This is a genomic window from Paenibacillus faecalis (assembly GCF_900289175.1).
GTDB classification, from domain to species: domain Bacteria; phylum Bacillota; class Bacilli; order Paenibacillales; family Paenibacillaceae; genus Paenibacillus_AQ; species Paenibacillus_AQ faecalis.
Window position 1 is genome coordinate 4,130,226 of sequence record NZ_LT985747.1, and the last position, 14,474, is coordinate 4,144,699.

16 protein-coding genes and 1 pseudogene are annotated in these 14,474 nt (G+C 44.4%); 4 read left to right on the forward strand and 13 right to left on the reverse strand.

The window, feature by feature from the left end; translation table 11 throughout:
* Window position 1: 1 nt before the first annotated feature.
* From C8268_RS19385 to C8268_RS19420, 8 genes and pseudogenes are all read right to left on the reverse strand, one after another.
* Window positions 2–1,453 carry an SLC13 family permease gene (locus C8268_RS19385; protein WP_234032906.1) on the reverse strand — a complete coding sequence of 484 codons (1,452 nt, stop codon included), beginning with the start codon at window positions 1,451–1,453 and terminating at the stop codon, window positions 2–4.
* A complete protein-coding gene (locus C8268_RS19390) occupies window positions 1,450–2,643 on the reverse strand; it encodes a glycerate kinase family protein (RefSeq protein WP_106769183.1) in 1,194 nt (397 codons plus the stop codon). Before C8268_RS19390 ends, C8268_RS19385 begins: the two co-directional genes overlap by 4 nt.
* A gap of 363 nt (window positions 2,644–3,006) precedes the next feature.
* A pseudogene (locus C8268_RS19400) lies at window positions 3,007–3,735 on the reverse strand (methyltransferase domain-containing protein); the annotation flags it as partial.
* Window positions 3,736–3,823: 88 nt separating this feature from the next.
* Entirely contained in the window at window positions 3,824–4,228 is a 405-nt protein-coding gene (locus C8268_RS19405) for a DoxX family protein (protein ID WP_106769186.1), read from the reverse strand.
* A 320-nt stretch (window positions 4,229–4,548) separates the two neighbouring features.
* Window positions 4,549–5,340, reverse strand: a complete 792-nt coding sequence (gene ucpA, locus C8268_RS19410; RefSeq protein ID WP_106769187.1) for an SDR family oxidoreductase UcpA — start codon at window positions 5,338–5,340, stop codon at window positions 4,549–4,551.
* Window positions 5,341–5,681: 341 nt separating this feature from the next.
* On the reverse strand, window positions 5,682–5,903 hold the full coding sequence (locus C8268_RS19415) for a hypothetical protein (protein ID WP_106769188.1): 222 nt from the start codon (window positions 5,901–5,903) through the stop codon (window positions 5,682–5,684).
* A 52-nt stretch (window positions 5,904–5,955) separates the two neighbouring features.
* A complete protein-coding gene (locus C8268_RS22795) occupies window positions 5,956–6,105 on the reverse strand; it encodes a hypothetical protein (protein WP_158702785.1) in 150 nt (49 codons plus the stop codon).
* A gap of 158 nt (window positions 6,106–6,263) precedes the next feature.
* A complete protein-coding gene (locus C8268_RS19420; RefSeq protein WP_106769189.1) occupies window positions 6,264–6,473 on the reverse strand; it encodes a DUF3221 domain-containing protein in 210 nt (69 codons plus the stop codon).
* A 237-nt stretch (window positions 6,474–6,710) separates the two neighbouring features.
* On the opposite strand from C8268_RS19420, the gene C8268_RS19425 reads away from it, so the two are divergent.
* Together C8268_RS19425 and C8268_RS19430 are read left to right on the forward strand one after the other, a co-directional pair.
* Window positions 6,711–7,247: a sigma-70 family RNA polymerase sigma factor gene (locus C8268_RS19425; protein WP_106769190.1), complete on the forward strand. Its 537-nt coding sequence runs from the start codon at window positions 6,711–6,713 to the stop codon at window positions 7,245–7,247.
* Window positions 7,248–7,251: 4 nt separating this feature from the next.
* Window positions 7,252–8,235 carry a DUF4179 domain-containing protein gene (locus tag C8268_RS19430; protein WP_106769191.1) on the forward strand — a complete coding sequence of 328 codons (984 nt, stop codon included), beginning with the start codon at window positions 7,252–7,254 and terminating at the stop codon, window positions 8,233–8,235.
* 167 nt (window positions 8,236–8,402) lie between these two features.
* Here the strand turns inward: C8268_RS19430 and sdaAA are convergent, their stop codons facing one another.
* The gene (gene sdaAA, locus C8268_RS19435) at window positions 8,403–9,341 is read right to left on the reverse strand and encodes an L-serine ammonia-lyase, iron-sulfur-dependent, subunit alpha (protein ID WP_106769192.1); all 939 of its coding nucleotides are present in this window, start codon (window positions 9,339–9,341) and stop codon (window positions 8,403–8,405) included.
* On the reverse strand, window positions 9,338–10,024 hold the full coding sequence (sdaAB, locus tag C8268_RS19440) for an L-serine ammonia-lyase, iron-sulfur-dependent subunit beta (RefSeq protein ID WP_106769193.1): 687 nt from the start codon (window positions 10,022–10,024) through the stop codon (window positions 9,338–9,340). The genes sdaAA and sdaAB overlap by 4 nt, the downstream gene beginning before the upstream one ends.
* Before the next feature lie 564 nt (window positions 10,025–10,588).
* Here sdaAB and C8268_RS19445 point away from each other — a divergent pair.
* The gene (locus tag C8268_RS19445) at window positions 10,589–11,449 is read left to right on the forward strand and encodes an AraC family transcriptional regulator (RefSeq protein WP_106769194.1); all 861 of its coding nucleotides are present in this window, start codon (window positions 10,589–10,591) and stop codon (window positions 11,447–11,449) included.
* Between the two features lie 172 nt (window positions 11,450–11,621).
* Entirely contained in the window at window positions 11,622–12,557 is a 936-nt protein-coding gene (locus tag C8268_RS19450) for a cation diffusion facilitator family transporter (RefSeq protein ID WP_420094289.1), read from the forward strand.
* Here the strand turns inward: C8268_RS19450 and C8268_RS19455 are convergent.
* Genes C8268_RS19455 through C8268_RS19465 form a run of 3 tightly spaced genes read right to left on the reverse strand, consistent with a single transcriptional unit; the run spans window position 12,547 to window position 14,381 of the window.
* Window positions 12,547–12,855 (reverse strand): hypothetical protein, encoded by a 309-nt coding sequence (locus C8268_RS19455; protein ID WP_106769196.1) that lies wholly within the window; start codon window positions 12,853–12,855, stop codon window positions 12,547–12,549. The genes C8268_RS19450 and C8268_RS19455 overlap by 11 nt on opposite strands.
* Entirely contained in the window at window positions 12,848–13,264 is a 417-nt protein-coding gene (locus C8268_RS19460) for an alpha-helical endospore appendage domain-containing protein (RefSeq protein ID WP_106769197.1), read from the reverse strand. The genes C8268_RS19455 and C8268_RS19460 overlap by 8 nt, the downstream gene beginning before the upstream one ends.
* A 4-nt stretch (window positions 13,265–13,268) precedes the next feature.
* Window positions 13,269–14,381 (reverse strand): glycosyltransferase, encoded by a 1,113-nt coding sequence (locus C8268_RS19465; RefSeq protein ID WP_337441816.1) that lies wholly within the window; start codon window positions 14,379–14,381, stop codon window positions 13,269–13,271.
* Between the last annotated feature and the right edge of the window lie 93 nt (window positions 14,382–14,474).

Below are 14,474 nucleotides of genomic sequence, written 5' to 3' on the forward strand. Positions count from 1 at the left end.
TTTACAGCGAAAGACCTGTCCACTGCCAGTACGTATAGTAAAAGACGAGTATTAGCAGCACATGGAATAACCCTAGCAACCCGCTGAGCCGAAGCAGATCCTTTGGCTGGAACGTTTCGACATCCATCTCCTGAAACATCAAAAGCGCCTTTGAGCTGACCGGGAAGGTCAAGCAATAGTCCATCCCCACCGTTGCCAGAAACAAAACGGCAGTAGGGTTCAACTCCAGCACCGATGCCAAATAAAGAAAAGGCGGAACAAGCACAACTGCACGGGTCGTATGGGATGTCATATACAAATGGGATGTTAAAGAGAGCAGGATGATTACCAGCAAGACGATAAACATCGATGCATCCCCGAGTGAACCAGTTACCTTGAACAGCGAATCCTTGATCCATTCAGATGCACCAGACTCGGTTAAAGCTTTGCCAAGCGCCAGTGCCGCACCGACAAACAGGATCAGATTCCAAGAGACATGCTTCAAGCCGTCCTTCCATGAAATCGCTCCTACCTTGGGCATCGTTAACAGCAGTGCGCCAACCATCGTTACCATAGCTATATCCAGCCCATGCAGTGATTCCGTCAGCCAGCCCACAACCATAAAACCGATAATTACCAGTGTGAACAACTCGTCCCTGCTTATCGAAAGGCGGCGGCTTTCAACGGAAGCGAGTGATTTCTCGTTTAGTCTTTGGCGCAGCAATTCTCGATTTAGAAAAAGACGCATCACCATAAAGCCCGATCCAAAGCTGGCTGCAATACCGAAAGGAAGACCCCAGACCATCCATTGCAAAAATGATATATGTTCCCCTGCGATCTGTCCTAACAAATCCACTGCGATCAGATGGGAACCCGCTCCGATCAACGTTGAGATCGTGGATACGAGAATGACCGTCGGGATCAGCAGTGCAAGGGCTTTTACAATCCGCTTGTCTTTAAGCGTATCAGACAGGCCATGAAACAATGGAATGGTTACAGCAGCCCGGCCCGATGTCGACGGAATGAACAAAGCAAGCGGCTGCAATACAGCCGTTAACAGCCAGAGCAGGCCTTCAACGGTTTTGGCCCGCTTCAGCACGGAAGCGCTCATCCGCTGAGCCAAGCCGGTGATCTGCATCGCACCACCTAGAATAAAAGTTCCGATCATAAGCCATACGATATCCGAGGCAAGGGAATCGAATAATAGTTCCTGTGATGCGCCTCTGAGCAAGATGAGAACAACAACAGACAGTAGTGCGGAAAATGCCGCATTAATATTCGTTGTTGTCCAGAGCACCGTTGCAAATGCTAAAGCAAACAGGGATACTCTCCCCTCATAAGATAGGGAGGGCAGCAGCATAATGAAAACGGCTGCCGCTCCCGTTAAAACAATGGTCAGCGTATGTTCTTTAATCCATCTTTTTCTTTTTGAACCGACTATCTGCTGCTCCGTTCGCATGACACGCGGCATCATGACCGATGACCCTTTTCTTTACGGTTATCCTTCAGTAAATGACCAAGCTCGTATCCTACCAGTATCGTTCTCATCATATTTTCCGAACTGTCCGTCAACCACTCCTCAGCATGGAAGAATGCTTCTTCCAGCGTAGATGGTGCTTGCAAAATGCTGGTGAAAGCATCGATGCCACAATCATAATTAAGATGGGCATCACGACCGACCGTACCCGCAAAAGCAACGACGGGAACGCCCCGCCTTTTCGCCCTTCTTGCTACTTCAGCAGGAATTTTTCCGTTAGGAGTCTGGTAATCAATACTCCCTTCCGCAGTAAAGACAAGATCACATTGATCCAGTAACGCATCCAGCTGGACATACTCCGTAATAATGTCATATCGTGAATGAAGTCTCCCGCCAAGAAGCGCTTTCACGCCAGCACCGAGGCCTCCCGAAGCTCCGCACCCTGGAGATTGATATACATCAATGCCCAAATCCTTCAGAATAATAGCCGCATATTGCTCCAATGCACCCTCCAGCTCATTTACCTGGTCAGCTGTGGCTCCTTTTTGAGGGCCAAATACACGTGCTACGCCACTCGGACCACAAAGCTGATTATGCCAATTGCACGCTACATCAATAGGTACGTTCGCAAGCCGAGGGTCCAAGCCTGATACGTCAATACGCGCCAGCTTATGCAGGCCAAGAGCGCCCTGTTTTGTAATTTCTTCGCCATTCTCATCGTAAAAACGCACTCCAAGGGCACGGGCCATGCCATATCCGCCATCTGAAGTGCCGGAATCACCGCAGCCAAGAAGAATTCGTTCCGCCCCTTCGTCGAGAGCGGCTTTTATCATTTCACCGACCCCATAAGTTGTCGTCTTCATTGGATTCCGAAGCGAATGCGGTACAAGCCTCAGTCCAGCCGCAGCCGCCATTTCCATAACAGCGGTTCGCGGTCCGCTTCCACCGAGAAATCCATAGCTCGCTTCAACCATTGCCCCCACCGGGCCAGTTACCTCTACTTTTCTGGACTGTCCCCGCGTAAGACGAACCAGCGTCTCGGCAAAACCTTCCCCTCCGTCAACCATCGGAAGCGTTGTCACTTCTGCATCAGGCATAACACGCAGTACTCCCTCCTGAATACAGCTTGCCGCTTTCTCCGCGTGCAAACATTCCTTAAACCCTGATGGCACAATTAGTATACGCATATGTTGTTCTCCTCTCTTGTTTTCCCAAAATGCTCGAGCTTTGTCTTCTAGAGCTCATTGTAGAGACCCAAACCGAATAGGGCTTTAGAGAGAGGTTAGAACTTCATGATAAAGGATTAGAATTCCATTAAAAGAAGATTACATTGGAGATGTGAGGAAAACTGGGCCGAGACAGGCCGAAAAGAACACATTCAAGAGCTGCTTGCTGAAAATAGCTATTTTCAAAATGTCATCGGCAAAATTTCCGCCGGAGCTGTTCGACCCTTACATATCGAAACCTCTGTATTATCAGAATGCTATTGGTTCGGTTGTGCAAGACACGGCAATCCCGATTACGACGCTTAAGGTCGTTAAACATTCAGCCTATGAATAAGAAGCCTTCTGCGCGATCAACTTTGTCATTGCGTGCTGGTGAGGAATTCCCGAAGAATTGCAGTCGAATATAACTTCTGAGCTGTCTTGGATCAACCAATCGTGATAGTACGTGAGGAGTTCCCCGGAGATCCATTGATAAGCATTAGGTTCATACTCAGGCGGCGGGGCTATAAACGGTTTATTCACAAAAACATTAAAGACATGGATGCCGTTCGGGTTCGTAAATTGCTTGTAATTGCTGAAAATTTCTTCCCTATATTCTGGCTTGATGTAGTGAAGAACACCGCTTGAGTAAATAATGTCGAAGCTGGAATCCAGACGATGATCTAAAATATCTGCTTTAAACACACGAATAGGTACTCCGACTTTGTCTGCAAGCCGTTTAGTCTTCTCTATTCCGGCATCCGAGACGTCAAATCCAGTAACATCATAGCCATTACGGGCAAAAAAGACAGCATCTTTTCCCTCTCCACAGCCAATGTCCAGCAGTTTCAGGTGTTTTGTTGGCGGCATCAGTTTAAGCACTTCGTAACACGCTTGTGATGGCTCAAGTCCCCAATAGTATTCAGGTGTCTTGTATTCTTCTTCATAAATCGTAATGGGCTTGTCGCTTAAAGCATAACCCAAAAGCTTATCCATGCTTACCTCCAGCACTTGAGATAATGCCGGCAAAATAGAAGTGTCGGGCATCGTTTGAGCCGTTTCCCATTTGGAAACACAGTTGAGTTATAGATACGAAAAAAAGAGCAGTGCAAAGCATAATCCATACTTTGCACTGCTCCATTTATCAATTTTTTCAGTTGGATTAATTAAAAATAACAGCATCCAGCGAGTAGGCTCCTGCTCCCATCAAAGCGACGGCCAAAGCTACAGCTATAATAAGAAGGTTCAGCTCATAGCCATTGGCTGTTGCCCAGTATCCGTTCTTGGCATGCACTTTAACGATCGCTCCCAGCATGGCTAGAATAATCATTGCAGCACCAAGAATCGTCAGAAAACCGGATGCGAACAACAATCCGCCAACGAACTCTAGAAGACCAACGACTACAGCCATAGGAACACCGGGCTTAATACCGATGGATTCCAGCCAGCCTCCGGTTCCTTTAATACCATAGCCTCCGAACCAACCGAACAATTTTTGTGCGCCGTGCCCGATAAACGACAGACCAAGTACTAACCGAAGAATAAGCAATCCCAATTCCATATTCATTATAAATTCCTCCATATATAAATTAGTTAATTACGATTTACTGTCATCATGAATCATCTATCCAGCTGCCTTCCTGCCAATTTTGCTACAACTTGCTGTTCACCTTAAAACTTACCCCTTTCAATTTACTAACTTTTATATAGTAAATAACCCGAATATTAAGATACTTTATTTCTATTCATCTGTCAAGCCTGATATGTCTGTTTTGTATGTAACGAAATGAAAGATGAAGCATTAATTAATACGTATCCAAAAAAACACCCGCTGATTTCAGCGGGTGTTTCCATTTTAAAACCACTCATTAGAGCGATTCATCATTATTATACGCCTACAGATGTCGTTTCCGGCAAGGTGCTGCCGCCATCGATGACGACTTGTGTGCCGGTAATATAGCTGGACTCGTCCGAAGCAAGGAATGCTGCCAGCTCGCCGACTTCCTCCGGCTTTCCTAATCGTTTCAGCGGAACAGCATTTGCAATTCCTTCGATTACCGATTCCGGATTGTCCGGATTCGATTCTTTTCCAATCTGCTGTGCCATCGGCGTATATATGTAACCCGGGCAAATGGCATTCACGTTAATTTGATGCTCGGCCATCTCTGCCGCGAGCGAACGGGTAAACCCGATAATTGCCGATTTGGTTGTCGCATATGCAACTTCACCCGGATCGGCAACCATGTATCCAGTAACGGAAGACATATTCACAATTTTTCCGTATTTTTTCTCGATCATATACGGAATCACAGCTTGGGATACGTTCCACACACCGTTGATATTCACTTGGATGTGAAAATCCCGGGTATCGCCCGACATTTCCGGAAAGTTCCCCAGTCGGATCACTCCCGCATTGTTGACGAGGACATCAACTTTGCCGAATTTCGAATGGACTTCGGCTACCGTATTTTTGACTTCATCAAAATTCGTCACATCCACTTTAAAACCAGCAGCTTGCAAACCTTCCGTCTCTATCGCCTTAGCCGTTTCAAACACCTTGTCATCACGATCGAACAGCATCACATGTGCTCCATGCTTGGCCAATACTCTTGCGATTCCTTCTCCGATGCCCATTGCTGAACCGGTAACAATAGCAATTTTCCCATCCAGTTTTTTCATCGTAATTCCTCCCGTTTTAATAAAATTATTTTATTATTCACTTGTCTAACATCAGGTTAGCCAAGAAAAACCACGGGCCCCAACATCTCATTGAGCTGCTGTTTAACTTTTGGCCGAATTTATCCTCAGGTATACCCATTAAATTCCCGAGCAATACATCAAGGAGCAAATCACATCAGCTGTGAAGAGCCGCCAGGAGCAAAAATCCACCTATATTTTCCCATATTTATCCAACATAAAAAAGGCGCACAGCTTTTATCTGCACGCCTACATGTTATATCCGTTCATATCCCCAATTTCCAAATACACCTCATACAACAACCTGTTCAGCACCTTGTACCTTACATTAAACTAGACCAAATAATCTGCTTTGTACCCAAAATCGACTCCGGAACCCATGAATAAATAGATGGTACAAACATGACAACAACAAGCTTCTCAACCGGATCCACGAACAACCCTGATCTTCCCGAACCCTCCAGTTGAAACGTCCCCGGCGACTCAAAAGAAAGATGATCAATCGCCAGATCAAGACCGAGGGCATGACCCTTGTCTTTAATCATACCTCCCCAGTGATAGGCAGGAACATTGAACAGATGGCGCCTTGTCAGAAGCTCAACTGATTTTCTTCCGAGGATACGCTGCCCTTCGAAAGTTCCCCCGCTGATCCAGCTTATTCAACTGTGTCGAATCCATATGCACCTCTTCAGGTGCAGAATCCAATGGGCCTTCGAATACTCGCCAAGTTTCCTGCTGAACGCTCACTTCATCTCCTCGCCTTCATTTTTATTTAAAATAGCGAAAAAATGTATACTCATTATATTTGAGTAAAATTCATGGCGTCTATATGATTCTGTAAACTTCATTTTTTAGTATCACAAATCATTAATTTGTATCTAATTTCGCATAAGTTATAAGTACAATCATAAAATCTCTATCTTAAGAGGAGTGTTTTGTGGCGGTGCAGATTCCTTCCATAACTTTGTTGTTACAACAACAATATTTTGTCCCTTCTTAAGCTCTGATAATTTTTGTTTTTCATCTCTAAGAATTAAAATGCTTTTTGTTTCTTGGTCTTTTATCGTTACGGATATCGCAACTGACATTAGACTCAATAAGAACATCCTTATCATTTCACTACTCCTTTCTTATATTTATATTGACGGGAAATTATTAGTTAAAGTTACATATGTTTATTGTTTCAATTTGAAGGCTGACAAGCCCACGATCACGACCGGCGCATACATCCTCTTGATTCATTGAACAAGTCATAAATCATCTTCAAAAAGATTGAACACTGATAGGTTTTCAGCTTTTCATTCGTATTACTTAGTAGATTCGAATCAATAGCACAAAGGAGGGCAGCATTTGTGAGGATCACAGAAGACAACGTTGTACAACAAATCAAAAAACGCAATGAAAAAGCCATTGCATTCATCATTCAAACGTACGGAGGCTTGCTTTCAGCAATTATAAAACGCCATGTGCATTATAATCAGCAAGAATACGAGGAGTGCCTGGATGATGTGTTGCTAGCTATATGGCAGCATATCGATGCATTTGATGAAGAGAAGAATTCATTCAAACAGTGGATCGCCGCCATTGCAAAGTATCGCGCAATCGACTATCAGCGAAGAATGATCAAAAACGGGCAGCAATTTATAAACACTGAAATAACCGATGATATGTACAGAGAGCAGCCTCATTCTCAACAACCAGACGTAAAAGAAGTGTTAGCCCATCTTTCTTCTACCGATCGAACTATTTTTAAAAAATACTATTTAGAGGGTTTCTCAGCAAGAGAAATGGCGCAGCAAATGAACGTGAAAGAATCCTGGATTCATAACAAACTCTCACGAGGTCGTAAAAAGTTAAGACAAATAATGATTTCAAAGAACGAGGTGTAAATTTATGTCCATATATAAAAAGTTAAACGATATGCAGATTGACGTATCTCAATATGAGGAGGCGCAATTAACGGAACTGGAACAAAAGCGATGGGAAAATCGAGTAAAAACAAAGCTTCGTAAACTTAAAAAAAGAAAATCAAAAAAGTGGATTACGGGTACAGTCGCCGCCTCCGTTTTGGCTATCGGTTTAACTGTTCCTTTTGGAGGAGTTTCGCTTGCTAAGGTGCCTTTTGTGGGAGGACTCATCGAGCAGTTCATTGATCAGAACAAACCTCTGGATTATTCAACCTATAAAACAGCTATTGGAGAAACGGCTGAGAATAAATATGGCAAAATAACCTTAAATGAAGTGCTGGTCGATGCAGATCGCCTCCTCATCAGTTCAACATTTGAGCCAGCCAAAGGTGTTTCTTTTAATTATCGTACACATCTCTTTCCAAAGGTTCTGATCAACGGTCAAGATCTTACGGTAACCAGAGGCACACAGTCTATTAAAGTGGATGATGATACGTATACCATTTACGGAGATATTAAATTTAGCGAGCTGCCAACCGAAGGGCCGCTTCATATGAAAATTAGTTATGACACCCTCAGCAAGACTGGTCAAGGAGATGTGGCGATGGAAGATCCATGGGTATTTGATATCAAGACATCGACGGATCAGATCATGAAAGATACGAAAACCGTTCAAATCGATAAAACGATCACACTTCATAACGGAGAGAAAGTGAAGCTTAACAAAATCGTCTCCTCCCCTGTTTCAACCGTGCTTTATTATGATCTGGCGGAGGGCGCGGAAAACACCCATGTAAAACTTGTTACTGCTAGCGGTGAGGAATTGGGAGCCAGCGTATCATATGCTCGCGATCACGGAGAAACGTCTTACGGCCGATTTGACCCAATTGATTTAGAGAATGGTAAATATTCACTTGTCCCTATAAATAGTGATCGCGAGGAAGTAGGACCTCCTATTCCAATAAACTAAACACAAAACCGCTTATATACCACTAAACATGATGTGAAACCGCCCTCCAATGCCAGACACGATCAGGCCATCGGGGGGCGGTTTATTCACTCGCGCACCATACAAAAAACAAGAGAGATCTCAACATGAAATCTCTCTTGAAAGCTTAAGCCCCTCTGCCCGTGAGCTCACTCTGCCTCATCCTCTTTTTTCTTGGTGCTCTTGGCCCCCTTCTCCTTTATTTTCTTACCCTCTTTGCCGTAAAGATCCTTTAATATCTTTTTTCCAGTCGGTGTCTGCGCCAGTCCGCCCTTGGCAGTCTCCCGGTGTTTAGCAGGCATGGCTGATCCCACCTCTAGCATAACCCCAACTACTTCATCAGACGGTATCGCACTGCGCACGCCTGCTAGCGCCATATCTGCGGCAGCGAGCGCTGTAACAGCGCCAAAGCCGTTTCGTACAATACATGGAATTTCCACAAGTCCACCGACCGGATCGCATATCAGCCCAAGGGAATTTTTGAGCGCCAAACCGACTGCGTGCACCGCCTGTTCCGGAGTTCCGCCTCTAAGCTCCGTAAGCGCCCCTGCAGCCATCCCGATCGCTGACCCTACCTCAGCCTGACACCCGCCTTCGGCACCGGATATAAATGAATTGTTCGCGATTACATATCCTATTGCTCCTGCACTGAACAGCCCCATAACAAGATGTTCATCCTCCCATGCGAACCTCTCCTGTGAACTGACGAATACACCAGGTATGATTCCGCAGGAACCGGCTGTAGGTGTAGCGACGATACGCCCCATAGAAGCATTTACTTCAGAGACGGACAGGGCATAAGCCATCGCTGTACAAGCTTCTGTGCCTAGAGAAGAAACACCTCCAAGCATATAATCGCTAACGCGTACGGCGTCACCGCCAGTCAAACCGCTGCGTGACGGAACAGGCTCATGAATTCCCCGATGTACCGCTTCTTTCATAATGTTGTAATAATCAGCCATCGTCTTGAACGTTTCTTCTTCGCTCTTTCCGGTCTCCTTTGCCTGTTCAGAAAGCATCAACTGTCCGATCGTGACCCCGTCCTCGCGGCAGCATTCAATCAGCTGTTGTAAAGTAGAAAACTTCATTCTGAAACCTCCTCTGAAGTGATATCCGCAAATACAACGCGGTGGACATTGTCCAAACCGCGAATATGCTCTATAAGATTTTGAGGTACGGCTTCATCTGTTTCCAAAACCGTAACCGCCTCTCCACCTCTGCCTTTACGGTCCAAGTCCATGTATCCGATATTAACGCCCCCGCTGTCTAATATTCGGGTAATATGGGCTACCATTCCCCTGGTATCCTTATGAAATACAATCAGTGCAGGATAATTCATCGTAAATTTTACATCAAAGCCGTTAACACCTAATATTTCAACATTGCCGCCTCCGATGGAAGCCCCTACAATAACATCCTCCCGGCCTTCTTGATCTTTCAGCTTGAGCATGACCGTATTCGGATGGTAAGCCACATTTTGACCAGTTTTAAAGGTCAACGCCATGCCAGCTTTCTCTGCAAGCTCAATTGAATCACGAATACGAATATCATCTGTAGCGAAATCCATCAAACCACCGACAACCGCCAGATCGGTTCCGTGGCCAAGGTATGTTTCAGCAAATGAACCGTAAAATACAATCTCCACACGTTCGGGAAACGCCCCAAAAATACGTCTGGCAGCTCTCCCTATTCTTACAGCGCCAGCTGTATGGGAACTGGACGGACCTACCATACTTGGTCCAATAATTGAAAACACATCTTTAAAACGCATAGCGCTTCCCCCATTCATAACATGATTATGCCAGGCTGCTTATGGTACAGCCAACCATTTCTCCAAGTGCTCTTTAACAAAATCATCATCGTTCAGATGAGGATGAGCAGATCATTAATGATATTATCATCATTACCCGTTTAAAGAGAAATTTCATCCCTCCGGCTCGAATAACAAACCGCACGTATCACATCATTCGTCTGATAACGATTAAACGGTGACAATTTGCTTCCTGCCATCATTTAGAATTTCCCCTTTCCCTCTTGAAAATGTATCGCATTACACTGCTGCCACCTACTTTTGAAAGCGGATACACGTTTCTGGAGGAGAATACAACGATTCTGGAATTTTTGTATTTCATCAAAATCCATCTACCTAAATCATACCTTTTCATTAGGATTTATCAAGCTTTTAGAAAAAAATCTAAATACTGCCTGCAAATGGATCTTGACAACTTTTATTACGATAGCAAAGAGGATATAACTGCGTTTCCTTGAATTCTAAACATAGAAGTAGAGTGAAACAAACAACAGCCTATGATGACTTAGGAGGTGTTCATCTGAAATGGAACACACTCACGTGGATTTTGTTCATTCATCAACTCAAGGACAAATGGAACTGAGTTTATTGTTTTTTGGAAGAGAAGAATGTTCTGCCAGGCATTCATGGGGTCCAGGGCTGCGCGATTCCTACATTATTCACTATATCCACAGTGGACGGGGCACTTTCACAATACATAATCACACTTACCAGCTTCATGCAGGCCAAGGATTTCTGATCCCCCCCGAAGTGCTTGTGTATTATTGTGCTAATGAGCAGGAGCCATGGACATATTCCTGGTTCGGATTTCGCGGACTTCATGCGAAGTCTCTTCTGCAGCAATCCCGTTTAACCGCCCGCCACCCGATCTTTCAAATCGTCTGCAAGGACAAATCGGGTACGGAAAGAGAGCCTGTAACTGGCTTCGAAACTTTTTATGAGGAGCTGATGGCTGCCCGTGAGAAAAGAAGCCGGGATGTGCTCAGCTTAAGCATTTTATATCGATTGATGGCGGAGCTTATTGAAAACTCTCCGGAAGAGCCCGATTCAAAACCGGAAGTATCCAAAGAAGCTTATATACGTCAAGCCATTCAATTTATAGAGAACAATTACAGCCAGCGAATTAGCGTAATGGATATCGCACGCTTCGTCGGACTGGATCGAACCTATTTGTCAGGCCTGTTTAAATCTCAACTTGGTTTATCGCTTCAAGCATTTCTGCTGGAATACCGAATGAACCGTGCGAAAGAGCTGCTGCAGAACAAGGAGCTGTCGATCAGCGATATATCAAGATCCGTCGGATACATCGATCCGTTTCTCTTCTCTAAAATGTTCAAAAAAGTCACTGGATTATCGCCCCTTCATATGAGAAACAAAGAACAGTAGAGAAATGTCCAAAAAAATACTTTGTACCTGTAGAAAAGATATAGATGCTGCCATCTCTATCTTTTTTTAATACTTTCCTTCACTTTGGGTTATACATATAACAGTTCATCACCAATATCATTCATTATCTGAAGAGTAATTTATATAAACATTCGATCATACACAAATGATCATGGAGGAACCTCATATGAGTCATTCACATAGCCATCATGGACATGATCATATGCATGGGCATGGGGGTAAGAACAACGCCAAAGGACTTGCAATTGCGTTAACCATGACAACCAGCATTATGATTTTGGAATTTTTCGGCGGACTTATTACTAACAGCCTGGCTCTCCTTTCGGATTCCGGTCACATGCTCAGTGATGCCGCATCTCTTGCACTTAGTCTGGCCGCGATGTGGTTTGCCAAACGACCGGCCTCACCCAGCAAAACTTACGGCTTTTACCGGTTTGAGATATTGGCCGCCCTCTTTAATGGCATCTCCCTCTTTGTTATCGCTGCAATCATATGCTGGGAAGCTTATGGTCGTTTTCTGGAGCCGCCAACGGTTGCCAGCAGTTCCATGATGATGATCGCTTCGATTGGATTGTTGGCCAATCTGCTTAGTGCATGGTCCTTAACACGGAAGAGTGATATTAAAGGAAATATTAACGTCCGCAGTGCGTACCTTCATGTTATCGGGGATGCCTTGGGCTCTGTGGGCGCCATTGTCGCTGGTCTGCTGATCTGGCTGTTCGGTTGGTATATTGCCGATCCGATCGTAAGTGTATTTGTCGCCCTGCTCATTCTTAAAAGCGCATGGAATGTGATCAAAACAACCATTCACGTACTGATGGAAGGTACGCCTACTACAATTGACCAAGAGCAAGTTGTTCAGACTCTTGAAGCAATTGAAGGCGTCATAAACGTCCATGATCTTCATATCTGGACCATTACTTCCGGACTGGATTCCCTGAGTTGTCACCTTGCCATCGAAGACCATGCTGATAGTCAGCAGGTCCTTCAGGAAGCCATCACCCGGATTGAAGAACGCTTCAAAATTCAACACACTACTATCCAGGTTGAAAAACCCCATATTTTGCACCCTACATTCAAAGTCTGAGCGAGGGGACAAAAATTTTTGAAAGTGCATTTTTATTGCGCATATTGATATCATCAAATGCCTGAACACCAACATTTCCTTCATTCTCTTTTGGAACATCAAGCAACCTTTCTGCTTCAGCAAGCTTCATGGTCACTTTTAATAAATCAACAGCTTGCTGCTGAATCCCTACGGACAGTTTCTGGCACGAACGGATTAACTGCTGCGTCCCTCGAATTGCTTCTTCTACCGCTCTCCCCATGCTCTGATTTTCCATACCTTCCGTCATGGGTCCATGCACATCAGATGCTTTATCCATGCTTATTTCCCTCCTGCTTCAAAAGCCGCTTGCTCAGTTCAAGCGTTTTAATAAGCAGCTTTTGCTTTTCTGCCAACGCCTCAAGGACACGGGCCAGAGCATTTTGAAAATCGCTGATCTGTTCATTCGTTGGTGATGTTGGAAAATGACTGCTCTGCCCTGTAAAAGCTTTAATCTGATTTGCTTCTGCGTGAATAAGATGTGCGATAGCAGCCTCCTCCTTGGCCATTGAACGGATCAATTCCCTGATAGGGTCAGCCTCGGTCAACTTCTGAGTTTCCCAGTCAAACTGATCTGCCATAGATGGAGAGCTTCCTAAATTAAATTTTTCCTTTTCCCGAGTTGAATATTTCAGCTCCTGCATGGCCAGCTCTTCAAGCAATTCTTCAGGAACAGGTCCATTTTTCATGTCGTTACCTCTCCTTTTTCAACTTCTCAAGGGATTGGGTGGCAGGTGCAAATGTGTTCATACCAGATATCGAGTCCATATACGCTTGGGTGGCTTCGTCTAAACGCTTCAGTTTCTCCAAACATTTTCCTTTAAAATAGAATGTTCGGTAGCATCCCGCACCTTGGCTGATCGTATAATTGCCCTTTAGATTTTCCGGGTCAGTACAAGCAACAAAAACAGCCAGCGCTTCTTTATATTGCTGCCTTCGGTAGTAAATTAAGCCTCTATAGAAATGAAGATCTGTATGATTAGGATACATTTGAAGAGCGAGATCAAGACCGCGGCACATATTATCAGAAAGAGGCTGTTCCATAACTTCTGCATATTTCATGACATAGTAAATGGACGGGGGAATCGATTTATTTTTCAAAAACAATCTGATGGATTCGTTCAACTGCTTGAGCATACTCTCAAATTTCTGATAACGGAAGTATTCGCATGCGAGCTCATAATAACTCCAGGGACTTTTCATCGAATGCCTCAGTTCATTTTCCCTATATAATAAGGTCGGCTGTTTCATCATTTGCTCTTGTGTAAAAGATTGTGTACCGACGATCTGGCAAGCACTGTATAGTTGTATCCGCTCATTATCGTCTTTTGTTTGAAAGATTTCTTCGAAATTTAATGTTACCGCCTGAAGATGACCAACAAACCGAAAACCTATTCGATTCCTGAACAAACGTGGACGTGCAACATCCAGTACCCGAACATGGGTTTGATCTCCCGTTGTCTTCACCGTTTCCTGTACATGCAAAAAAACGACATCATGCGATTCATTATAAATAAGTTCACGCAATCGGGAATGTGCGGATTGAACCAAGTACTCGTTTTCATGCAACCATAGAACCCAGTCCCCTGTAGCCTGCTCAACTCCGTAATTGAGTGCTTCCGAAATATGCCCCCTTGGATAATCTATAATTTTTGCACCGTGAGTTTTGAAAAGTTCCCGGGACGACGCCGTTAATCCGATGTTTACAACAATGACTTCATCTACTATCCATTGCACACTTCTCAGACAACGATCCCACTGGTGATCCGAAAGCCCGGCGGCAAGACATAACGATAGCTTTTTAATAGAATTGCCTCCCTCTTACATATGCTTCCATATCATATTCTGATTGACTATTGTTTCTTAAGATCCAATATATGCTCCAGCCTGTTAGCTTAG

Bases quoted from the DNA above. Each gene is read 5' to 3' on its own strand.
- sdaAB (WP_106769193.1), bottom strand. From the start codon at position 10,024: ATGCGTTTTAAAGATGTGTTTTCAATTATTGGACCAAGTATGGTAGGT.
- ucpA (WP_106769187.1), bottom strand. From the start codon at position 5,340: ATGAAAAAACTGGATGGGAAAATTGCTATTGTTACCGGTTCAGCAATG.
- C8268_RS19415 (WP_106769188.1), bottom strand. From the start codon at position 5,903: ATGATTAAAGACAAGGGTCATGCCCTCGGTCTTGATCTGGCGATTGAT.
- C8268_RS19460 (WP_106769197.1), bottom strand. From the start codon at position 13,264: ATGAAAAATGGACCTGTTCCTGAAGAATTGCTTGAAGAGCTGGCCATG.
- sdaAA (WP_106769192.1), bottom strand. From the start codon at position 9,341: ATGAAGTTTTCTACTTTACAACAGCTGATTGAATGCTGCCGCGAGGAC.
- C8268_RS19445 (WP_106769194.1), top strand. From the start codon at position 10,589: ATGGAACACACTCACGTGGATTTTGTTCATTCATCAACTCAAGGACAA.
- C8268_RS19420 (WP_106769189.1), bottom strand. From the start codon at position 6,473: ATGATAAGGATGTTCTTATTGAGTCTAATGTCAGTTGCGATATCCGTA.
- C8268_RS19450 (WP_420094289.1), top strand. From the start codon at position 11,622: ATGGAGGAACCTCATATGAGTCATTCACATAGCCATCATGGACATGAT.
- C8268_RS19430 (WP_106769191.1), top strand. From the start codon at position 7,252: ATGTCCATATATAAAAAGTTAAACGATATGCAGATTGACGTATCTCAA.
- C8268_RS19455 (WP_106769196.1), bottom strand. From the start codon at position 12,855: ATGGATAAAGCATCTGATGTGCATGGACCCATGACGGAAGGTATGGAA.
- C8268_RS19385 (WP_234032906.1), bottom strand. From the start codon at position 1,453: ATGATGCCGCGTGTCATGCGAACGGAGCAGCAGATAGTCGGTTCAAAA.
- C8268_RS19405 (WP_106769186.1), bottom strand. From the start codon at position 4,228: ATGAATATGGAATTGGGATTGCTTATTCTTCGGTTAGTACTTGGTCTG.
- C8268_RS19390 (WP_106769183.1), bottom strand. From the start codon at position 2,643: ATGCGTATACTAATTGTGCCATCAGGGTTTAAGGAATGTTTGCACGCG.